22 protein-coding genes and 1 riboswitch are annotated in these 22,031 nt (G+C 44.5%); of the genes, 5 read left to right on the top strand and 17 right to left on the bottom strand.

Going from position 1 to position 22,031, the window contains the following annotated elements:
* Positions 1 to 69: 69 nt before the first annotated feature.
* Complete coding sequence (locus tag MHH86_RS09700) at positions 70 to 837, top strand: hypothetical protein (protein ID WP_342479696.1); 768 nt, start codon at positions 70 to 72, stop codon at positions 835 to 837.
* A gap of 280 nt (positions 838 to 1,117) precedes the next feature.
* Entirely contained in the window at positions 1,118 to 1,543 is a 426-nt protein-coding gene (gene yfbR, locus MHH86_RS09695) for a 5'-deoxynucleotidase (RefSeq protein WP_342479695.1), read from the top strand.
* Between the two features lie 83 nt (positions 1,544 to 1,626).
* Here yfbR and thiH read toward each other — a convergent pair whose 3' ends face one another.
* The 6 genes from thiH to MHH86_RS09665 form a co-directional block, all read right to left on the bottom strand.
* On the bottom strand, positions 1,627 to 2,742 hold the full coding sequence (gene thiH / locus MHH86_RS09690) for a 2-iminoacetate synthase ThiH (protein WP_076100108.1): 1,116 nt from the start codon (positions 2,740 to 2,742) through the stop codon (positions 1,627 to 1,629).
* Positions 2,743 to 2,776: 34 nt separating this feature from the next.
* Entirely contained in the window at positions 2,777 to 3,544 is a 768-nt protein-coding gene (locus MHH86_RS09685) for a thiazole synthase (protein ID WP_076100107.1), read from the bottom strand.
* A 55-nt stretch (positions 3,545 to 3,599) separates the two neighbouring features.
* Entirely contained in the window at positions 3,600 to 3,803 is a 204-nt protein-coding gene (gene thiS / locus MHH86_RS09680; protein WP_076100105.1) for a sulfur carrier protein ThiS, read from the bottom strand.
* Between the two features lie 38 nt (positions 3,804 to 3,841).
* Complete coding sequence (locus MHH86_RS09675) at positions 3,842 to 4,447, bottom strand: thiamine phosphate synthase (protein WP_076100104.1); 606 nt, start codon at positions 4,445 to 4,447, stop codon at positions 3,842 to 3,844.
* Positions 4,448 to 4,562: 115 nt separating this feature from the next.
* A riboswitch (TPP riboswitch) is annotated at positions 4,563 to 4,664 on the bottom strand.
* An 87-nt stretch (positions 4,665 to 4,751) separates the two neighbouring features.
* A complete protein-coding gene (locus tag MHH86_RS09670) occupies positions 4,752 to 5,624 on the bottom strand; it encodes an SDR family oxidoreductase (protein ID WP_038569678.1) in 873 nt (290 codons plus the stop codon).
* A gap of 236 nt (positions 5,625 to 5,860) precedes the next feature.
* Positions 5,861 to 7,927, bottom strand: a complete 2,067-nt coding sequence (locus tag MHH86_RS09665) for a GDSL-type esterase/lipase family protein (protein WP_256717883.1) — start codon at positions 7,925 to 7,927, stop codon at positions 5,861 to 5,863.
* 240 nt (positions 7,928 to 8,167) lie between these two features.
* Here MHH86_RS09665 and MHH86_RS09660 point away from each other — a divergent pair, with 240 nt between their 5' ends.
* Positions 8,168 to 9,106 carry an AraC family transcriptional regulator gene (locus MHH86_RS09660; RefSeq protein ID WP_076100100.1) on the top strand — a complete coding sequence of 313 codons (939 nt, stop codon included), beginning with the start codon at positions 8,168 to 8,170 and terminating at the stop codon, positions 9,104 to 9,106.
* A 76-nt stretch (positions 9,107 to 9,182) separates the two neighbouring features.
* Here MHH86_RS09660 and MHH86_RS09655 read toward each other — a convergent pair whose 3' ends face one another.
* The 4 genes from MHH86_RS09655 to citZ form a co-directional block, all read right to left on the bottom strand.
* Positions 9,183 to 9,611 carry a hypothetical protein gene (locus MHH86_RS09655; RefSeq protein WP_036678923.1) on the bottom strand — a complete coding sequence of 143 codons (429 nt, stop codon included), beginning with the start codon at positions 9,609 to 9,611 and terminating at the stop codon, positions 9,183 to 9,185.
* Positions 9,612 to 9,738: 127 nt separating this feature from the next.
* Complete coding sequence (gene mdh / locus MHH86_RS09650; protein ID WP_076100099.1) at positions 9,739 to 10,680, bottom strand: malate dehydrogenase; 942 nt, start codon at positions 10,678 to 10,680, stop codon at positions 9,739 to 9,741.
* A gap of 78 nt (positions 10,681 to 10,758) precedes the next feature.
* The gene (gene icd / locus MHH86_RS09645; RefSeq protein ID WP_036678918.1) at positions 10,759 to 12,054 is read right to left on the bottom strand and encodes an NADP-dependent isocitrate dehydrogenase; all 1,296 of its coding nucleotides are present in this window, start codon (positions 12,052 to 12,054) and stop codon (positions 10,759 to 10,761) included.
* Between the two features lie 147 nt (positions 12,055 to 12,201).
* A complete protein-coding gene (gene citZ / locus MHH86_RS09640; protein ID WP_036678915.1) occupies positions 12,202 to 13,314 on the bottom strand; it encodes a citrate synthase in 1,113 nt (370 codons plus the stop codon).
* Between the two features lie 397 nt (positions 13,315 to 13,711).
* Here citZ and ytvI point away from each other — a divergent pair, with 397 nt between their 5' ends.
* Complete coding sequence (ytvI, locus tag MHH86_RS09635; RefSeq protein WP_036678913.1) at positions 13,712 to 14,827, top strand: sporulation integral membrane protein YtvI; 1,116 nt, start codon at positions 13,712 to 13,714, stop codon at positions 14,825 to 14,827.
* Between the two features lie 89 nt (positions 14,828 to 14,916).
* Here ytvI and MHH86_RS09630 read toward each other — a convergent pair whose 3' ends face one another.
* From MHH86_RS09630 to MHH86_RS09620, 3 genes are read right to left on the bottom strand one after another with little or no spacing between them, the layout of a single operon-like run.
* Positions 14,917 to 15,315, bottom strand: coding sequence for an FxsA family protein (locus MHH86_RS09630; RefSeq protein ID WP_036678910.1), 399 nt, complete (start codon positions 15,313 to 15,315; stop codon positions 14,917 to 14,919).
* Positions 15,312 to 15,839, bottom strand: coding sequence for a thioesterase family protein (locus tag MHH86_RS09625; RefSeq protein WP_038569667.1), 528 nt, complete (start codon positions 15,837 to 15,839; stop codon positions 15,312 to 15,314). Before MHH86_RS09625 ends, MHH86_RS09630 begins: the two co-directional genes overlap by 4 nt.
* A 38-nt stretch (positions 15,840 to 15,877) precedes the next feature.
* Entirely contained in the window at positions 15,878 to 17,062 is a 1,185-nt protein-coding gene (locus MHH86_RS09620) for an MFS transporter (protein ID WP_036678905.1), read from the bottom strand.
* 128 nt (positions 17,063 to 17,190) lie between these two features.
* Here MHH86_RS09620 and MHH86_RS09615 point away from each other — a divergent pair, with 128 nt between their 5' ends.
* The gene (locus MHH86_RS09615; RefSeq protein WP_076184278.1) at positions 17,191 to 17,892 is read left to right on the top strand and encodes a G1 family glutamic endopeptidase; all 702 of its coding nucleotides are present in this window, start codon (positions 17,191 to 17,193) and stop codon (positions 17,890 to 17,892) included.
* Between the two features lie 185 nt (positions 17,893 to 18,077).
* Here MHH86_RS09615 and pyk read toward each other — a convergent pair whose 3' ends face one another.
* The 4 genes from pyk to MHH86_RS09595 all read right to left on the bottom strand — a co-directional run bounded on the left by pyk (position 18,078) and on the right by MHH86_RS09595 (position 21,984).
* Positions 18,078 to 19,496, bottom strand: coding sequence for a pyruvate kinase (gene pyk / locus MHH86_RS09610; RefSeq protein ID WP_076146191.1), 1,419 nt, complete (start codon positions 19,494 to 19,496; stop codon positions 18,078 to 18,080).
* A gap of 330 nt (positions 19,497 to 19,826) precedes the next feature.
* Complete coding sequence (locus MHH86_RS09605; protein ID WP_076316794.1) at positions 19,827 to 20,828, bottom strand: acetyl-CoA carboxylase carboxyltransferase subunit alpha; 1,002 nt, start codon at positions 20,826 to 20,828, stop codon at positions 19,827 to 19,829.
* A gap of 1 nt (position 20,829) precedes the next feature.
* Positions 20,830 to 21,723, bottom strand: coding sequence for an acetyl-CoA carboxylase, carboxyltransferase subunit beta (accD, locus tag MHH86_RS09600; RefSeq protein ID WP_076124903.1), 894 nt, complete (start codon positions 21,721 to 21,723; stop codon positions 20,830 to 20,832).
* A gap of 72 nt (positions 21,724 to 21,795) precedes the next feature.
* A complete protein-coding gene (locus MHH86_RS09595) occupies positions 21,796 to 21,984 on the bottom strand; it encodes a hypothetical protein (RefSeq protein WP_036678895.1) in 189 nt (62 codons plus the stop codon).
* Between the last annotated feature and the right edge of the window lie 47 nt (positions 21,985 to 22,031).

Genomic DNA, 22,031 nt, shown 5'->3' with positions numbered 1-22,031 from the left:
TAGTTTTATTCAAAGGGGATAATACCTACAATACCCTACAATACTACTTCCAAAGGTGGCGTAAAAATCGTGAAAAAGTTAGTCATAATATACATGGTGTTTGCTGGACTATTTTCCTCGATACAATTAGCAAAGGCAAGAGTTCAACCAAAATTAAAAACAGAAGATGTTTCATCTATTCAAGCAAACCGTATATATGGGGGGTCTCGTTTATTTAAGGAAAGTGACGGATATGAAGAAGTAATCATCAGTAAGGTTGTTAAATGGATAAACACATCAAATCCTTCCGAAGTACCAACTGAGTTTGAGTTAAATAAAACTCCCGTCTCCAATTTGAAAATAAGAATGAAAAACGGGGATATTGCAGTTATTGAACCTGCCTATAATTGTATTTTTGAAAACCAAAAAAAGACATGCACAATAGCAGATGGTGAGGTTATATATACCCAAAATAATATAAGAGTTCGATTAAAATCACTGGAGCTATATGATTGGCTCTTAGTTGGGTGGAAATATGAAAGTACTGGAGCTCCCAAAGAAGAATTGCTTGAAGAAACTTTATATACCAGATATATTACCTATCTCGACAAAACTTACTCAGACTTTATCCTGTGTCCAAAAATAGATAAAATTGAAAGAAAAAATGGCGATACAAGAAGACATATCGTTCATGCAAGTGCGTTAAATTATGGTGCACATCATGGTGACGTTCCTTATGATAGAATACATATTACGTTAACTGATACTCCAGAAAATGGTGTAGATATAAATAAAGTTACAATCGAAAAAGGTATTTCTGGAAAAGAAAGCCGTATACAATGTAGACGAGAGAACTAAAATAACTTGAGCTAACGGGACACGATAGCTCAATGAACCGCCTTTTCACCAAGGCGGATTTTTTATGGTCAAATATCCACATTAGAATTTAACATAGTCAAATTTAATATACATAACTTTAAGAATAATTCTTCAACATTTATTATTAACAGAGTCATTTATTTTGTGCAATGCCTCTTTCTAAACTATTTTATTTATGTGCAATATAGCATTATGTGCAGTTAAAAAATACTTATTTCGTCCTGTATATAATTACATATATTAACTCGAAGATAATTTTGTGCACCGTTCATTATATAGATATTATTCCGAAGTATTCACAGGCGACATTGCCACGCCGGTAAAATACAACAATCCTCGCTTGCTCACTAGCTTCCGCGAAATGGAAAAGGTTGCGGCTGATCGCTTAACTGGAATGATTCCATCAGAGCTAAAAAGCATCTACACTCAGCTCATACGACCGGAAGACAGCCCTCCCGATTCGGAGGACATTCTGCTGCACAGCTATGTGAAAGCCGCTGATCGGCTGGATGCTTATTTGAAATGCGTATGGGAGGTTGCTGCAGGCAACCGAGAATTTGCCGCCGCGAAGGAGCAGACAGCAGCAAAACTTCGTGGGCTTGGCCTGCAGGAAGTGGATTATTTTCTGACTCATATGGCACCGAGCTTCGAAATGTCTCTCGATGAGCTCTCTGCCGGAAACTAAACACCATCTACACAATAGAAAAAAGGACCTCCGCATGAATCTCGCAGGGGTCCCTTTAGTGATTAATAATAAAAATACAAGCGTTACGTTACTGATTCAGTCAGGATATCCCAGTCTTTAAAAATCGGCTGCAAACCCTTCGTATATAGCATTTCCGTAATCTCCTGCACACTGCGGCTATCGGATATTTCGAATTGCGGAGTTCCCCCTGCATTAGTGTGACCGCCCACCTCAGTTGTGACCCCGGCTGACATCTTAGTTATTCCTAGATGAATTAAATGATCGCGTAGAGAGGCAGGCTCTCTTGTAGATAAAGTAATGCCCGAACGGGGTAAAAATAACCGGTATGCCAAAATAATCTGCACTAGTGATCGATCGGTAACATCGCACTCTGGGTTAAATTCCCCTAAATAAGGCCGAAACCGTGGGGGTGACAGGCTGATCTCGCAATCTGGATACCGATCCTGTAGATAGCGGGCATGCATGGCACTTTGGAATGCCTCTTGCCGCCAATCGTACATCCCGAGCAACGTACCAATATTCACAGAACGAAAACCTGCCTGACAGCCGCGTTCAGGTGCATCCAGGCGATTCCGGTAGTTTCTTTTAGGCCCTTTAACATGCAGCTTTTTGTAAGTCTCCTGGTGGTAAACCTCTTGGTATAGTGTTAATCCATCCACGCCTGCTTGAAGAAGCTCTTTATATTCGGCAGTCGATAGAGGATTTATCTCAATACTGACGGAGGAAAAAAATTCTCTAAGTACAACTACACAATCCTTAATATATGAGACAGGATTCTCCCGGCGCGATTCACCAGTCAAAATGAGGATATGCCGCAGACCTGTAGCTGCAATCTTCTCAGCCTCCCTGCGAACCTCCTCCAAGGACAGCTTTTTACGCGGAAAATCATAAATGGAGCTGAAGCTGCAGTAGGTACAATGATTCACACAAAAATCGGCAAGATACATCGGTGTGAACAGCTGCATCGAATAACCAAAATGTGCACGGGTCAGTCGCTGAGCAGCTTGCGCCATCTCCTCTAGCAGCGGCGTTGCTGCCGGAGAGAGCAATGCCAGCAAATCATTTTCGTTCAGCTTGTCTTTTCCAAGCGCCCGCTTAACGTCATCCTCCCGGAACTCCTTCCACAGCTGCTCATATGGATACTGCTCCAAGCGGGCCAGTGTGTCAAAAAAGCTCATGCTAATCCTCCCTCCTTTGGTGAACCTATCAAATTCAGTTCAGAAATCCAGTCAACGGTGACGAAGCAAAAGCAACTTCTTCTACAGGACCGAGTCCTGCCAAATAAGCTTTGCGGCCAGCGGATATCGCCTCGCGGAACGCTTCCGCCATGACGAGCGGATTACGTGCCGTTGCGACAGCCGTATTAAGCAGAACAGCAGCGGCCCCCATCTCCATTGCTTCCGCCGCTTCCGAGGGCTTGCCAATTCCGGCATCTACAATAATCGGCAAATTCACTTCTTCAATAAGAATACGCACAAGCTCCTTGGTGCGCAGGCCGCGATTCGTCCCGATCGGCGCACCAAGCGGCATCACAGCAGCAGCACCGGCATCTCTCAGACGTAAAGCAGCCGAAAGGTCCGGACTCATATATGGCAGTACTACAAAACCCTCCGCCGCTAGAATCTCTGTAGCTCGTATGGTCTCCAGATTATCTGGAAGCAGGTATTTCTGATCATTGATCACTTCGATCTTCACCCAGTTCCCCAGTCCCGCAGCTCTTGCTAATCTCGCAATACGGACTGCCTCCTCCGCTGTACGCGCTCCTGAGGTATTAGGCAGAAGAGTCATGTGGCCGGGAATGTGGTTCATGATATTTTCTGCTCCACCTTCCGGGTCCACTCGGCGAAGCGCTACAGTAATCACCTGAGAACCAGAGCTTGCGATCACTTCGGGGATCAGAGCATTCCGGCTATATTTTCCGGTTCCGATAAATAATCTACTAGTTAATTCGATGCCTCCAATATGTAACGGGTCATGCATGAAATTACCTCCCTTTGGTTCTTATAAATTTCTCAAAATTCTATACCGCTCCATCTCAACCCCCACCAACAAAGTGCACCAGTTCCAAACGATCATCCTCGCTCAGAGCAGTACTTTCATAATTCTCCTTACTGACAATTTCTCCATTCAGCTCAATGATCATCAGACGACCCGACCACTCAGGAAGACTGATCAAATCAGCTATAGTTTGAATACCACCAGAACACTCTGCGGATTTCCCGTTAATCAACAGTCTCATTCTGAATCACCCCCTTCGCCTATGCTTTTACCTCCCGGCTATGAATGAACCGCCTTATGAATAGCTTTGGCGGCCTCATAAGGATCATCCGCTCCGCAAATTCCGGACATCACAGCAATTCCTGCCGCGCCTTGCCTAATGATCTGCGCCGCATTAGCGGGACCAATTCCGCCAATCGCAATTACAGGAATAGAGCTAGTCTTCACCGTTTCTGCAAGCAGCTCTAACCCACGTGCGGGCAGCCCTAGCTTGCTCGCCGAGGGAAATACATGGCCAAACAAGCAATAATCAGCTCCCTGCTCTGAAGCATTCGCCGCTTCTTCCGGAGAATGAACCGATCTCCCCAGCCAAAGCTGAGGTGCAATTCGCCGGGCTGTAAGCGGGCTCAGACTGTGCCCAGCCAACTGAACACCCGCGGCACCAGCTGCCAATGCTACATCGATCCGGTCATTGATTATCAGTTTGGTAGCGGGTATACCGGCAGCCAACAGCTCCTGTGCCGCAGAGAGCAGTTCGCGTGCTGGACATTGCTTCTCTCTTAAGTGAATATAATCGACCCATGTCTGCACCGTGACAGCCAGTTCAACAAATTGTCTCAACAGCTGCTTGCCGTCTGATATTAGATGGATCTCAGCTTGTACCACTCGCGATCTCCTCTCTCTCACTTCCCTGTAGGCCAGTAAAAAACAAAAAAACTGCCCCCGTAAGGAAGGCAGTCAGAATCTGTATATAGACGGTACTACAAATAGCCCGACAACAGAAATTCGTTCTCCACTTCCCTACGCTGGTCTTAACCAGATCAGGTTCAAAGGGTCCGGAAATCCATTCCGTCTCAGCCAATCGGCACCCCTAGTGACATAAATATACAATTTTAAAATGCTAACGTGGTTTATAGTAACATATTTTTTTATTGAAATACACCCATTTATTCACATTAGCTGTACTAATCTAACCGTTTACTACCTCGCCACCATTTACATGAATAACCTGTCCAGTCACATAACTGGAATCGTCAGAGGCAAGATATACATAGGCTGGCGCCAGCTCCTCTGGTTGTCCAGGCCGTTTCATAGGCTGCGTGCCTCCAAACTCGCTAACCTGCTTCGCATCAAAGGTAGAGGGAATTAGCGGTGTCCAGATTGGACCTGGTGCTACACCGTTTACCCGTATGCCCTTCTCCGCCAGATTCGTGGACAAAGATCGTGTGAAACTCAGGATAGCTCCTTTAGTTGATGAATAGTCCAGCAGCTGCGGGCTTCCGCGATAAGCGGTAATTGAAGTTGTATTTATAATTGTAGATCCTGCTTTTAAATGAGGCATAGCTGCTTTTGTTAAATAGAACATCGCAAATATATTCGTACGGAAAGTACGCTCTAGCTGCTCGGAAGTAATATCCTCGATCTTAGCTTGCGGATGTTGCTCCGCCGCGTTATTGATGAGAATATCAAGCTTTCCTAAGCCCTCTACCGTCTGTTTAATAAGATCCTTACAGAATTTCTCGTCACCGATATCACCTGGAATTAGGATACATTTGCGGCCTTCCTGCTCGACCTGACGTTTAGTTTCCTCTGCATCTGAGTGTTCATTAAGATATGAAATGACCACATCAGCACCTTCTTTAGCAAAAAGCACAGCAACTGCACGCCCAATTCCGCTGTCTCCACCGGTAATCAACGCCGCCTTGTCTTGCAGTTTACCTGCTGCTTTATAATTTGCCGGCTCGTATTTGGGCAGCGGCGTCATTTCACTCTCAATCCCTGGCTGATGATGCTGCTCCTGTGGGGGTAAGGTTTTTGTAGCTTGTTTATTATTGCCTGACATCTTCCCTATCTCCTCTCGTTAAGTAAATTGATAGTTAACTGATCATCTTAGGATGGCACAACAATGCACGTTTATACGCTGGGTTTGTCATTTTCTTAAATCGCTTTACGAATCTTACTTACCACAATGCAAGTAGAAATAAACAACCGTGGATGTAAACTGCTGTAAGTGGAGAGGACTTCACTGCATACAAAAAGGCACAGCATCGCTGCTGTGCCTTGAATTGTTCACCCTAACTATTTCAAAGAAGAAACATGATTTTCTGCATTCACTCCATGTTCCAGTACCCACATAAAATAAAGAGCTTTAGCTGCTTTCTCCCGGGTCACTATGGCTTTAGGTTCTAGTTCTGTCCCATTGACCATTTGGCCTCTAGCAATCCCCACTTCAGATCTAATAAGCCCTAATTCATAAGCACTTTTCACTTTTGAAATTAAAAAAGGAGAAATGTCCGCCGTATCAACCAGCTGCTGCCAGGATACAAGTGGATAGTACATCGCTCCTCTAGCTCCTGGATCCAGATTGAAATCATAACCAGGATCTCCTGGCACTACTGCTGTGCCGTTATAATCAGTCATGTACTTAGGTTTATTAGCAAACTTTACTTGGTAAACATCATAGAGAATAGCACCCATCGTTTCACGTGACAGCTTACCTTTCGGATAATAGGCAAGATCTGATCTTTCCACTTTCATTAACTTAGAAATACTGCGTGTGAATTCAGCAACTGTCATCTCCGTATCTGGCTTAAAATTCCCTTGACGGTCTTTGCCCATTACTCCCAGCTGGATTAATTTTTCAATTTGATTGCGGTAATAAGCAGCTTCCCCGGTCGTCGTATCATTAGTTATTTCCGGAAAAACCTTATCCCAGTTGCCTGTTAGTGCCGCATGCTTAACGTTCCCTTTAAGATAAGCAGTAATGGAAGCAGCAGTAGAATCGCCAGTAGCACCTTTCTCTACAAGCTCCGTAACAATCATCCGCGAAAATTGTTTGGCGAGCGCTTCTTTAAAATGAGTCCCATCGATTTTCTTTGAAGGATGCCCGTTAGCGTAACTTCCGTCATTTGTTTTGCCTGGCGTTTCTCCGGCTTCAATTGACATGAAGAGGGCTGTTATCGCTTCTCCTCCGATCTCGTTATAATATTTCAGACTTTCCGAGTTAAGGTCAATAAGTGTAACTCCAGATTCATCTGCAACCCGTTTAAGAATATCTACAAACTTTCTTGATTTAAAAGAATTCTCATAGATATATCCCGGACTTGCATTCCCTTTAATTCTGGACATTGGCGTTACCAGTACTGGTATCATGCCCCGGGCTTGGATCGCAGGGAGATAAACTTCTTTAAGGTAGTTTTCATACATTGCCTCAGTCGAACCTCTGCCGTAACGTCTGAACTCATCTGCACTCTCATCATTGTGTCCGAATTGAATAAACACATAATCCCCAATGCTGCCACTCAGTAAAATGTCGTTAAGTCGACCTTCTGTATAGGCATTTTTAAACGAGCGTCCTCCCATGGAATAGTTAGTTACACTCACTTTATGTTGATTAAACATACTGCCAATAATCTGGCCCCAACCACTCATTGGCGCTTCGTCGAAGGTGTAGGACTTGACCGTGGAATCTCCAAGTATAAATAAATTCGGAAGAGCTCCAGCTGCTCTATGCTGTGGCAAAATCGGTTCCAGTATGATCTCCTCAATCCCTACAGCTGTGTTCACTTTGTTCGGTTCAATCTCAATATCTATATGGTCACGGCCGTTTACATACGTATAAGTCCACTCTTTCCCTTTGGCTACAGCCGTATGCTTGACGGGTACAAGCTTTGCCGCGTCCCAATGTCCACTTTTCAACAAGCGGCTGGTCTGCATCCCTGATACTGACACGATCCCATCCTCTGCGTCAGAAGTCGTTTTTACATATACGTTGTAGGTTCCAGGAGAAGCATCCATTCGAAACGCCATGCCGTAGTTATTATAATTATCCTTTTCAGATTTAGGTTCAGCAAAAAAATAAGATTCTGTGATGAAAAAACCTGTTCCATCGGATGTAATTGAATCGGTATGCACTTCTCTAGCGGGTAAAGCGTTGGTCTCTTGGACAAAACCATAACCTAATGATGAGTCATACAATTGCGCACCGCGATTAGGATCATACCTAACGGATTGATACCCTGTTTTAACTTGGTTTGTAAAATTGAGCTTGTATGCGTTTGCAATTCGGATTGGAGGTTGCCCCTCTACCCCATCTTTAATAAGGGCTGCCTCTGTTATACCGTGAGTAAGAGTCAATGAAGCCATAAGTAAAGAAGATAAGATTAGTATATCCCTACACAGCTTTCTCACTTCATTACACTTCCTTCCGTTTCTCGAAGTACTTCCCTAGGTTCCTCCATTATCCCTTTTCTCTAAAGTGATTCAAATGATGATTTCATTCTTTTTTTTGACCTTTTGTAACGTAAAACTTGGAATTGATCAACGGCTCACACTGCAAAACGGTCATATGTATAGGTATCCTTGATATAATTAAGAACATCCCTATTGATCCTAAGGAGGAGAACTCCTATCGCTTACAAAGTCAGCTTTCCGAACATTATAAGTACACTGCAGCTGATCGGTGTTCATTATCGTGTAGCAGAACCTGGGTGGGCATACCCTGATCATCATCACAAAATCTTCGAACTATTGTATTGCTACGATGGCAACTCCCATCAATATGTAGAAGGTAGCTCCATCGCCTTTGGTAAAGGAGATTGGTTAATCATTCCGCCTGGCTTACGTCATTATGTAGTTAATTCAGGCCTGAGCAACTATATTTACCTCTCCTTTCATTTCGATATTGACGATTTAAAGTTTCGTGAATGGTTTCAATCTCAGGCTGTACAGAAATGGAATAACCAACAAATGCAGCGTTCGGGATTAAATCACCAGTTGGAACATTTGGATGAATTTATTAAGAACAATATTCTCGCCACGACGGCATCCACTGGATTTCCCGAGGAAATTGAAGAAATGATCCTTGTAAAAGAAAGGCTTCGTTTGCAAGCGATCATTCTGATGATTTTGACTGAACTCATTGATGTACAGCTCTCGAATTCAGAGAATTCCAACACAGCGAGACAAGCAAACTCTTTGTACGAGGTGGAAACTGCTCATCAGATCGAAAAATATATTGCAGCCAATATTCATTTACCGGAGCTCACGGTTAATTTGATTGCTGAGCAGCTTTGCTTAAGTCGGGTGCAGTGCCATAAGTTGTTTACAAAGGTGTATAAGATATCTCCTAGGCAGTACATAACTAACCTAAGATTAAAGAAGTCAAAACATTTACTGCTTCATACCGATTTAAAAATACAGATGATTTCTGAACAACTCGGGTTTGCTTCCCAGAGCCACTTCAGCCGACAATTCAAGCGATGGACGGGTGTTTCTCCCTTAAACTACCGGCCGAAATCTTATACTAATCCTATCAGGGATTAACGTTTATGAAGATAAATTACCGGTACATACGAAAAACCCGCTCTCCATTAAGGAGGCGGGTATAATTCGCTGTAAATTAAACTATGTCGTTAAACACCATGAAGAATACCATCAATAGCAATGACACCGTAAGCAGTGCACTAAGTGTGCGCAATTTGCCAGTCTCTGCGCTAACGTCGCGGTTCTCACGAATTCCAGCTGCTGCAAGACGCAAAGGCTTGCTCATAATACCGCCAAGCGCAAACATCGCTAGCAGTAACACAACAACAATAATCATCCACGCTACTGAATAATCACCTTTGGTCATCATGTAACCGCCTGTAAGGAGTTGGATCACCAATCCATACTGCGCAAAACGATTAAATCCGGTTACTGCACTTAACGTTCCTTCTTTAGCCCCAGACGACAGTTTCTCTGCACGTCCTAGGATGAAGGGTAGCACAAGGTAGAAGCCAAGTGCCAAGGTTCCGATCATATGTAAGAAAAACAAAACGTTCCAATCCATAACATATCTCCTCCATTTTAACTGTGATAATAGTTACATTTAATTATACCCATTATTGCTTGAGAAGAAAAGGAAACCCCCATTTTAAGTGAACAAAATGGGGGGTTCTTCATACCTCTGTCACAATCTATACAGTTAGCACAGCTGTTACGCTACGCACGGATTCAGCAGACTTATCTAAAGCCGCTTTTTCCTCAGCTGTAAGCTCCAGTTCAAAAATCTTCTCGATACCATTGGCACCAAGTAACGCCGGAACACCCATGAACAGGTTATCATAGCCATATTCTCCTTCGAGCAAGGCGATAACCGGAATGATCCGTTTTTTGTCCTTCAAGATAGCTTCCGCCATCTGAACTAAAGAAGCCGCTGGTGCATAATAAGCACTACCATTTCCTAAGAGGTTAACAATCTCTCCGCCACCCACACGTGTACGTTGCACAATCTCATCAATACGCTCCGCAGATATCAATGTATCAATTGGAATGCCACCGACACTGGAATACCTTACAAGGGGTACCATATCGTCGCCATGTCCGCCTAATACGAAACCACGTACATCTTCAACGGATACCTTCAGCTCTTGTGCAATAAACGTGTTATAGCGGGCTGTATCCAGCACTCCGGATTGTCCAATTACGCGACTCTTCGGAAAACCCAGCGCATTAAATGCTGCATAGGTCATAGCGTCAACTGGATTGCTCAGAATGATTACAATGGAATCTGGTGCTACACGTTTTATGTTCTCGCATACCGACTTCACAATACCTGCATTGGTGTTCACGAGATCATCGCGACTCATTCCAGGTTTACGGGCAATCCCTGCAGTGATGATTACAATATCTGAATCCGCAGCATCTTCATAGCTTGAGGTTCCTGTAATTTGACTGTCAAATTTCTGTACAGGACCTGCTTCCAGCATATCTAGTGCCTTCCCCTTGGTAGTGTTCTCCATTTGTGGGATATCAAGCAGCACAACGTCACCAAGCTCCTTTTGAGCAAGCATAAGAGCTGTAGTAGCACCAGTAAAACCGGCACCTACAACTGTAATTTTATAACGTTTGATTGCCAAGGATTCTCCTCCTAGAACGGTGTCGGTATAGCTTGTATTAGCTAAACTTCAATATATTCAGTTGGTTGAGCCAGTCTCTTAGAGGTGATTAATAATCTCGTCGGCAAATGCAGAGCATTTCAGTTCAGTTGCGCCTTCCATCAGGCGGGCAAAGTCATAAGTCACGGTCTTGTTATTAATAGCTGTTTCCATACCTTTATAAATCAGATCTGCTGCTTCCTGCCAGCCCAGATGCTCCAGCAACATTACACCGGACAGAATCACGGAACCAGGGTTCACAACATCTTTGTCCGCATATTTAGGTGCGGTGCCATGAGTGGCTTCAAAAATCGCATGTCCAGAAATATAGTTAATGTTCGCTCCAGGAGCGATACCGATACCGCCGATTTGCGCAGCAAGCGCGTCAGACAGGTAGTCCCCGTTCAGGTTCAAGGTAGCAATAACATCAAAATCAGTCGGACGAGTCAGAACTTGTTGCAATGCGATATCCGCAATGGCATCCTTGATGATGATTTTGCCTGCAGCTTCAGCATCCTTCTGAGCAGCATTGGCAGCAGCTTCACCTTCACGTTCTTTAATCACATCATATTGATTCCAAGTGAAGACCTTATCTCCGAACTCTTGCTCAGCAACTTCATAACCCCAGTTTTTGAAGGCACCTTCAGTGAACTTCATGATGTTTCCTTTGTGCACAAGCGTTACGCTCTTGCGTCCGTGTTTGATCGCATATTCAATCGCAGCGCGCACCAAACGTTTCGAACCTTCGGAGGATACTGGTTTGATACCAATACCAGAAGTTTCAGGGAAACGGATTTTGTTAACTCCCATCTCTTTTTGCAGGAATTCGATGACTTTCTTCACTTCAGCAGAACCTTCTTGATATTCAATCCCTGCATAAATATCCTCCGTATTCTCACGGAAAATAACCATATCCACCAGCTCAGGACGTTTAACAGGAGAAGGAACCCCTTCGAAATAACGAACTGGACGCAGACATACGTACAAATCCAACTCTTGACGCAAAGCTACGTTCAATGAACGAATACCGCCTCCGATTGGAGTCGTAAGCGGACCTTTAATAGCTACAAAATATTCACGGATTGCCTCCAATGTATCATTTGGCAGCCATTCGCCATATGTATTGAAGGCTTTTTCGCCAGCAAAAACTTCGTACCAAGCGATTTGCTTTGTGCCGCCATAAGCTTTAGTTACTGCTGCATCAAGTACGCGTTTGGAAGCCTTCCAAATATCACGGCCTGTGCCGTCACCCTCGATAAAAGGAATGATTGGATGATTAGGAACCTGCAGTTTACCATCTTTAATTGTGATTTGTTCGCCTTCTGTTGGCAGATCGAATTTTTCTAGTTTCAACATTTGAGTGTATTCCTCCTAAAGTTTTGTGGGATTTAATTTCTCATGGACAAGCCTCGAACAAAACTCTCTACGTATGAATATGCATTATTGCATATATTCTAGGGTTCATTCTACTAAACTTTAGGAGCAGCCTGCAAGGCTGCCCTTCTATCTTTCGTCTACTGGAACGTATTTCTGTTCAATCATACCTGTGTATTCTGCACGTGGCCGGATAATACGGTTATCTGTATATTGCTCCAGAATATGCGCAGTCCAGCCTGAAGTCCGGCTAATTGCAAAGATAGGAGTGAACAGCTCACGTTCAATACCCAGCTGTGTATAAACTGATGCCGAATAGAAATCAACATTTGGTTTAAGTCCCTTTTGTCCGGTAATCAATTCCTCGATATTTACGGACATATCATACAGCGTAGTATCATTCTTCATTGTGCCAAGTTCAAGTGACATTTTCATCAGATGTTTAGCACGTGGATCACCATTCTTGTATACTCTATGGCCGAAGCCCATGATCTTCTCACGGTTATCCAGCTTCTTACGAATATAAGGTTCAACCGCTTCCAAACTTCCGATCTCTTCAAGCATCTTCATAACGGCTTCATTCGCCCCACCGTGAAGTGGACCCTTGAGTGCACCGATAGCAGAGGTTACGCCGGAATAAATATCGGACAAGGTTGCAACCGTAACCCGGCCTGCAAAGGTTGAAGCATTCAGCTCATGGTCCGCATGAAGCACAAGTGCGGTATCAAGCGCTTTAACAGATACACTGTCAGGCTCTTTTCCCCATAGCATATACAGGAAGTTCTCGGCAATCGAGACGCCTTCTTTAGGAGCCACAGGTTCCAGACCTTTGCGAATACGCGATAGGGCTGCCACAACCGTCGGGAGCTGTGCCTGTAGTTTTACTGCTTTAATCTCGTTAGCTTCTCTACTCATATCGTCAGCCGCTTCATCATAGAGAGCAAGGCTTGATACAGCAGTCCGCAATGCTGCCATGGTGTTGGTGTCTTTTGGATAGAGCTTCATTTGCTCGATGACTGGCTCAGGAATCCGTGCGAAAGCACTGAAATCCCGTTTGAGCGCTTCCAGCTCTGGTGTTGTTGGTAGACTGCCAAACCACAATAAATAAGCGGTTTCTTCGAAGGTAGCATTTTCTGCGAGATCATCAATATCATAACCACGGTAAGTGAGTACCCCATCCACAATAGAGCTAATGGATGAAGTTGTTGCAACGATACCTTCCAAGCCTTTGGTAGCTGTCATAGCATATCTCTCCTTTGCCAACAAGGTATAAAAAGCATTCTCGGTTTCATGAAAACATTTCCAATTTAAAGCATTGAAAAATCTAATGAGTGCAGTTCAAGGACATATCCGGCGAGGATGTTGTCTGACTTTCGTAATCGAATCTTTATTCATCATACTGGATTTTGTCGGTTATGTGAACAATGTGGAAGCTTTGCAGCGCATCAAATGATTTTATCACAGAGATAGAAAAAAACTTCTAAACCCTTGATTCACAGTTGAGATTTTAGTTTATAGCATCCGGTTCAGCCCAATATTTATCCCGTTTCCTAGTCTTTAAATACGTTCTATGAATATATATGAAGACGAGCTTTTATTCCCCTGCATCCGCAGGAATGAAGGAGGTGTAGATCTTCGTATGGACCGATTAGCATTAAAAAGACTGCTGCGCGGCCTGTGGGTCGTTCTGGCTACCTCTATCCTCCTGCTGGCAATCTATTTATTGCTTCCGCTGTTATACCCCCTCCTGCTCGCTTGGTTGCTCGCATATATCATGCATCCACTAGTGTTGATTCTTAAAGGTCTTAAGCTCCCAGCGTGGCTCGCAGTGTCGCTCTCGCTGCTATTTTACATAGGCGGAACCGCACTAGTACTGACCGCGATGATTACAAGGCTAGTGAAAGAATTGATCGTGCTGCTGCAGACCTTTAATCTTCATACGGACCAATGGAGAGAGCTGCTGCTGTCCTTGAGCCAGAATGCAAGCATACAGAATATCATTAACCAGATAAATCAGTTCTACCGCGACAATCCTGACTATCACGCCACCATTGACAGCAATATCAGCAGAACAACGGAAACCGTTGGTTACGCAGTTACGCAAGTGGTGACCGGATTTTTTAACGTGATCTTAAAGCTGATCTCTGCTCTACCCAGTATGGGTACAATTCTTATCGTGGTCGTTCTCGCTGCCTTTTTTATTAGTACTAGCTGGGAAAGACATAATGCCAAACTCACAAGCTGGCTGCCAGCCCCATTCTTAAAGCCTGTATCGGATATCTGGCGGGATCTGCGAAAAGCTCTCTTCGGCTACCTCCGGGCTCAGCTAATCCTCATCTCCATTACAGCGGTCATTGTCGTGATCGGGTTGCTGCTCTTGGGTGTAAAATCGGCTTTCGCTATTGGCTTAATGATTGGTTTTGTAGATCTGCTGCCTTATTTAGGGGTTGGAATCGTAATGATTCCTTGGGCGTTATACTCTTACATGACAGACAATCTGGCACTGGGGATCGGACTTACTATCCTATATGCCGTTATCCTTATAACCCGCCAAGTGCTTGAGCCGAAAGTACTCGCGAGCAGCATTGGGCTTGATCCCCTTGCTATGCTGGTCGGTATGTTTGCAGGTTTGCAGCTGTTCGGCATGCTTGGGCTGATCATCGGTCCCGTTATTCTAGTTATCCTTGTAGCCTTTAACCGAGCAGGTGTATTTCACGCGTTACACAGCTATATTGTCAGCGGAAGACTAAGATAATAAACAATACCCTACAATTCTTGGAATAGCAAAACAGAGCAGACTCCTATCAATGAGAGGGGCCTACTCTGTTTTTGTTTTGATTATGACTAGCGGCGGTAAAAGGTGAAGGTGCCGTTTTTCATCTTTTTCTCAATCCACTTCAGCAAAAATATACGATACAAAGGCCGAGTCAACGGAAACACCAAGGAGAAACCTACAATATCCGTTACGAAACCAGGTAAGATCAGCAGTAAGCCACCGAAAAAAATGCATAGGCCATCCAGCATCGTCCGGCCAGGAACGCGTCCCTCCTGCATATGTGTTCTGCTGTCTTGCAGCACTTTATTCCCTTCGAAACGCATCATCAATAAACCGATAACCGAGGTCGTCAACATAAGCAGCAGCGTTTTGAATGCTCCAAGTTGATCTGCTACGAAGATAAAGCCGAATAATTCCACGGCAGGAATGATAAATAATGCAGCCCACAACCATTTGCTTCTAATCATACAGAACCCCTTTCTTCCCGCAGCGCTCCTTTAATCGCGTGAAACAGCTCCGGAAGGGCTCTATCCAGCCTGGCAGGCTTCCATTCTCGATTCACCCAAACATGATTTGTCGAGCCGGTAACCAGCAGTTCCCCGGGGAGGTCCATCGACCGCAATTGTCCCAAAGTAGCCGCTGAACCCTCTAAATTCCTACCTTCTGCTTCCGAGAGCCTCCGCACCTGATACTCAAATGCGACTCTTAACGCCGAAAAGGTAGTCATTCGCGCATACACGGAGATAAGATCATCATATCGCGCCGGACTTTTAAATTGCAAATCGGCTGAGGTAACAGGAAGGAGCACTCCCTGATTCTCAAGCTCACGATAAGTAAAGCCAAGCTGACGTAACAACTCCGTGCGGCCAGATTCAAACCAGTTCAAATAATTCGCATGATACACAACGCCCATCTGATCACTTTCCTGGTATCGAACACGCAGGGTAGACTCATACCACCGGCTTCGCAAGCCGTCTTGCTGTAATTCCATTTATAAATACTCCTTTCGCATAGGCAGCAGGGAGAGCTTTAGGCCCGGGCCCCGTCTGAAGATAGCTTTGTCGTCGATAGTTTGCTTCGGGAGCTTCTGGCGACATAAAATAGCAGCATCGCTCCTGCAATTGAACTCAACATACAAGACAGGTTCATCACTTCTACGCCGCCTTGATTGAGCAAGAATCCATTTAATAAATTGCCAACAACACCGGCAAAACCCGAGAACACCATATTAAAAACACTTTGCCCAGTCGCCTGCATCTCGTTAGAGGTGATCTGAGATACATATTCAACGGCAGCAATATAAAAGAACCCGAATGACAGACCATGCAGTACCTGCACTCCAATCATTACGGATGGATAAGGGAATGCCACCTGAATGCCCCACCGCAAGACATAAATAAGTGCGCCAAGGAGCAGCGTCCGCTCGCGCCCCAGCTTTTTGATTACCTTGGAAGCAAACAGCATGGAGGGCACGTTCGTTACAGATGCGAGAAAAAGCGCAATTCCTGCATAACGAGTTGAACCTCCAACCGACTGAAACGCGATGACGAAGTAGGTTCCAAAAGCAGTCATCGTTTGGTTCACAAGAAAACTGCCACCCAAAAACGCTAGAAACACCCGATTCCCCAGCAGCTTTTTAACCCCCTGAGAAAACGATTGCCGCATCATATGATTCTCTTCTGCCTGCTTCGGCAGCGTCAATGCAATAAGAACCGCAATCAGATTAAACATAAGAAAGGGCAGCCATATCGTGGATACAGAGAAGGACGATACATACAATCCGCCTAAATAGGCTCCCACAGCCGCTCCAATGCTCATCATAAGCCTTATACTGCCATAAGTAGCCCCAGCCCTCTTCGCTGCTGAAATCGCGTAAGAATCAGCTATAGGCGCCTGTGTTGAGGAAAAGATTGTTGAGAGGGTATATACCAGCAGTAACACAATAAAATATTCCGAACGGTAAAAGACCGCTAATAAAGCCGGTATCGCCACACTTAGGATTAGTACCAAACGCGTCTGATTATACCGATCCGAAACAATTCCCCATATTGGCTGAATCGTAATCGCAATTAGCGTGCCTGTTGCCATTAGTATACCTATCTGCCCGCTATCAAGTCCATTGTGGACAAGCAGCAGCGTTAGATATGAGCCAAATGAACCACCGGCCAATCCTAAAAACAGATAAAAGCCACGCAGCTTCGATAATTTTTCCATTTTAAGCTACAAATCCTCTCCAGCTTCTTAAATCAAGCATTGCACTCTCTTATATTTTAGCAGAACACCCGTACATCCTATGTAATCACCGCATTTAATATAGCAGTACTATAAAGGCGGTGGACAAGTTGAATGATAAACAAAATTCTAATCGGGTCAATCATCCATGTCTAAAAGACAAATCTAATGCGAACAAATTTCAAAGCTCCGGCTTCGGCTGGTCTTCAACAAACTGGAGCGGATATACGATCACTGGAAAAAAGGGGGCTTTTAACCGCATTGCCGGTGAATGGATCGTTCCATATGTAAAACCAACCTCTAAGCCTTCCTATTCCTCTGCTTGGATTGGTATTGACGGTTTCAAGAACAGCAGCCTAATCCAAACGGGTACAGGCCATGAATTCGTAAATGGCCGTGCCCGGTATTACGCTTGGTGGGAAATCCTACCTGATGTCGAAACGGTAATTCCCCTTCCAGTGAGCCCTGGAGACCATATAAAAGCGAACATCACGAAGGTAGGCCGCAACAAATGGACGATTACGCTCCGCAATTTGAGCCGAAATTGGATTTTTCGAACATTACAGCGATATACCGGACCACAAACCTCTGGTGAATGGATTATGGAGGCTCCCGAGGTAGACGGCTCAATTGCAAAGCTGGCGCGTGTCTCCCCTACTTGCTTCTATTGCTGTCGAATTAATGGCAAAAGTCCGAGGCTCACTCTCAATATGGGAGGAATCATGGTGCAAAATAACGCTACTATCGCCGTTCCTTCTTGTCCAAACCATCGTGGGGATTCTTTTACTGTCAAACGAACATACCCCAAATAAAAATACTCGAACCTATCATTCAAGATTTGTTATTAACAGCATAAATGGATTTAACATAATCTTCAATCGAATATGTTGATAAACACGAAAAAAGGGCTGCCTCGCTTGTAGATTTTCACTACAGTTGAGACAACCCTTTAATTAAGCTTTATGAAACCTGCTAAACAGGTGAAGCCAATCGAGAACTACTCGATTGTGCTTACTTTTACCAAGTTAGTGGAACCAGAACGTCCAAGTGGAATTCCTGCAGTAATCACAACTAGGTCACCAGTTTGAACCAGACCGGAATCCTTACCACCTTTGATTGCTGTTTCCAGCAGTTCATCTGTGGAAGATGCAACTTGTCCGAACACTGGCGTTACGCCCCAAACGAGGGACAATTGACGCATAGTTCTTTCTTGTGTTGTAACGGCAATGATTGGTGCTTTAGGACGGTATTTGGAAACAACGCGTGCAGTATGACCTGTTACAGTCGAAGAAATGATAGCCTTAGCGTTCAGATCCAAAGCAGAAATTGCAACGGATTGGCTGATTGCTTCTGTAACTGTAGTTTCTTGTGCAGTTTGTTGTTTCATGAAGATTTCATGGTGGTTCAGAGCGGATTCCGCTTTCTCAGCAATGCGGGACATTGTAAGTACGGATTCTACTGGATATTTACCAGCAGCAGTTTCTCCGGAAAGCATGATTGCATCTGTACCATCTAAAATAGCGTTTGCTACGTCACTTGCTTCAGCGCGAGTAGGACGTGGGTTGCGTTGCATGGAATCCAACATTTGTGTAGCTGTGATAACTGGTTTACCAGCAACGTTACATTTTTGAATCATCAATTTTTGAGCCAAAGGTACATCTTCAGCTGGGATTTCAACACCAAGGTCACCACGAGCAACCATCAGGCCGTCAGAAGCTTCTAAAATTTCATCAAGGTTGTCAACACCTTGTTGGTTTTCGATTTTGGAAATGATTTGGATGTGAGAAGCGTTGTTTTTCTCAAGCAGCTCACGAATTTCCTGAACGTCGCTAGCTTTGCGAACGAAGGAAGCGGCGATAAAATCGATGTCCTGTTCGATACCAAAAAGAATATCGTTGGTGTCTTTTTCCGTAATACCCGGCAAGGAGATGTTTACTCCTGGTACGTTAACGCCCTTCTTGCTCTTAATCGTACCACCGTTTACAATACGGGTCTTGATTTCTGTACCTTGAATGTCGACAACTGTCAAACCAATCAGACCGTCATCAATAAGGATTGTGGATCCTACTTGAACATCGTTAGGAAGTTCGCTGTACGTGATGGAAATACGATCTTGAGTACCAAGGATCTCTTCCGTAGTCAGTGTCAGGTACTCGTCCTGAACAAGTTCAATCGGTTCTACTTCCAGCTTGCCTGTGCGAATCTCCGGTCCTTTAGTATCGAGCAGGATAGCAACTGTTTTGTTCAGTTCCTTAGATGCTTGACGGATCGTATTGATCCGAGCACCGTGCTCTTCGAAATCGCCGTGGGAGAAATTCAGACGGGCCACATTCATACCAGCCAAAATCAATTTTTTGATATTCTCCAACGATTCACTCGCAGGTCCGATCGTACATACAATTTTACTTTTCCGCATTAGGTTTTCCTCCGTTTTTTCGTTCTCTCTGTCTCACTTTTTCCAACTACAAAATCTACTACAAGGCTAACTAATAAAATAGGAACTTTGTCACATGTGCCTTTAAGTACGCCCTTATGAATATTACTGCAAACCAGACACAAAATCAATGTTGTAGGCACTTTTGGGTGTAACTTTAAGTCGAATTTTCTGTAAACATAAAAAAAATTAAAATAATCCCGTTAGTGGATCGAGATTATTTTAATTCCAATAAATTGTATATTTTACACTATATCCAAAAGACCCACTAAGTATAGCTATATGTCTTAAAGTGCAAATGATTTTGCACTTTTACACTTCTGACTTCACTTCTTCTTCAATAAAAATTTGTTCCTGCTGAGCCTCTGCAAACTCACCAATTTTACGGAATTTACGGTATCTATCAACCTTCAATTCCACTGAGTTCATCTGGGTTAGCTCCTGCAGATGCCGCCATAATGCATCCTTAATCGCCGCTGCCGTTGCTTCGTAATCCCGATGAGCGCCGCCTTTAGGCTCTGGTACGATCTCTTCTATAACTTCCATCTCAAGCAGATCAGCAGCCGTTATCTTCATGGCTTCTGCCGCTTGATCAGCCTTCGAAGCATCCTTCCACAGAATAGAGGCTGCTCCGTTAGGAGATATCGCCGAATAAATGGCATGTTCCAGCATGAGCACTCTATTCCCAACAGCCAATGCCAGGGCGCCACCGCTTCCGCCTTCACCGATGACCACACAGATTACAGGGACACCAAACTGAGACATCTCGCGTAAATTACGGGCAATCGCTTCGGATTGACCTCTTTCCTCGGCTGTGTTGCCTGGGTATGCACCTTTCGTATCCACGAAGGTAATAATGGGACGTTTGAACTTGTCCGCTTGCTGCATCAGACGCAGCGCTTTACGGAAGCCCTCAGGGTGTGCACTGCCGAAGAATCGTAAAATATTCTCTTTGGTGTCTTTACCGCGCTGCTGGCCAATAACTGTAACCGGCAACCCATTTAGTTTACCGATGCCGCCTACAATAGCAAGATCATCCCCAAACATCCGATCACCGTGGAGCTCAATAAAATCTGTGAAGATCTGCCCCATAAGATCAAGGGAAGTCGGACGTCCTTGATGTCTAGCCAAATGCATTTTTTGCGAAGGAGAAATATTAGAATATATCTCTTCCTCCAGCACACGGTATCGTTCTTCCAGCCTAGCTACCTCGTCCGTAAAATCAATACCCTTCTCTTCGCCAAACTGCTTCAGTTCAGCAATCTTCTTGCGCATTTCTACCAGAGGCATTTCAAAAGGCAACTCTCCTGCCAACCTAAAATCCCCCTTTCACGTCATGCAGCTCCAAAATTTTAGTCAATGTAGCGCGCATTTCTTTGCGGTGCACGACCATGTCAAGCAACCCATGCTGAAGATTAAATTCAGCGGTCTGGAAATCATCCGGAAGCTTCTGGCGAATGGTCTGCTCAATGACTATACGTCCTGCGAAACCAAATACCGCTCCAGGCTCTGCAATAATTATATCACCAAGGCTGGCAAAACTCGCAGATACTCCACCGGTAGTAGGATCCGTAATTATCGAGATGTAAAGACCTCCAACCTCGTTAAAACGAGCCAGCGCAGCGCTGGTCTTCGCCATTTGCATTAGACTAAGAATACTCTCCTGCATTCTCGCTCCACCTGAAGTAGAGAAAATAAGGAGTGGAAGCTGTTGCTCTGTGGCCTCTTCTATCGCACGGGTGATCTTCTCACCTACTACAGAGCCCATACTGCCTGAGAAAAATTCAAAATTCATCACAGCTACGATGACTGGATGGCCACCAATGGAACCCTGACCCGTAATTACGGCTTCAGTTTGTCCAGATTTCAGCTGCTGTTGCTCCACTTTGGAAGCGTAACCCGGAAATTTCAGCGGGTCGATAGAATACATTTCACTGTCAAACTCAATAAAGCCCTCAGGGTCTAATGTCATTGCAATGCGCTCCACAGCATTTAGGCGCAAGTGGTGACCACAATTAGGACATACCTTTAGGTTCTTCTCTAATTCCTTACTATACTGGATCGTTCCGCATTTATTACATTTGCTCATTAATCCTTCAGGGATTTCACGTTTGGGGCGTTCGCCTTCCGCAGGCCCGCCGCTCCGCTCCAGACGTTCTGAAGGAATAGTCGCGTACTTCCGTTTCTTCTGAAATAAATCTTTGAACACACCCGCACCTCTTCAGCCGTTTATTTGCGTTATGCAGCTTGCCGCTGTCATGACTTTTGTCTTGTAAGAAACTCAGGGATGCAGAATAAGATTAAGGACTTCCTGTACTTCCTCCAGCTCACCTGAAGGAACCAATATCTCAAACTGCTGCTTGGACATATTGATTGGACGGCATTCTACCAAAAAACCTTCTTCTGTCAGCTTACTCTTAATCATATCCGCCACTCTGGCGGTCGGCGCGATATATATTACCGTCCACATGCCCTGCAAGGCCTCCCCAATCTTAATTCCCAGCCGTATCCCGTATA

Source organism: Paenibacillus sp. FSL F4-0097 (assembly GCF_038593125.1).
Classification (GTDB): domain Bacteria; phylum Bacillota; class Bacilli; order Paenibacillales; family Paenibacillaceae; genus Paenibacillus_AQ; species Paenibacillus_AQ odorifer.
This window is presented reverse-complemented; position numbering and strand designations above follow the sequence as displayed.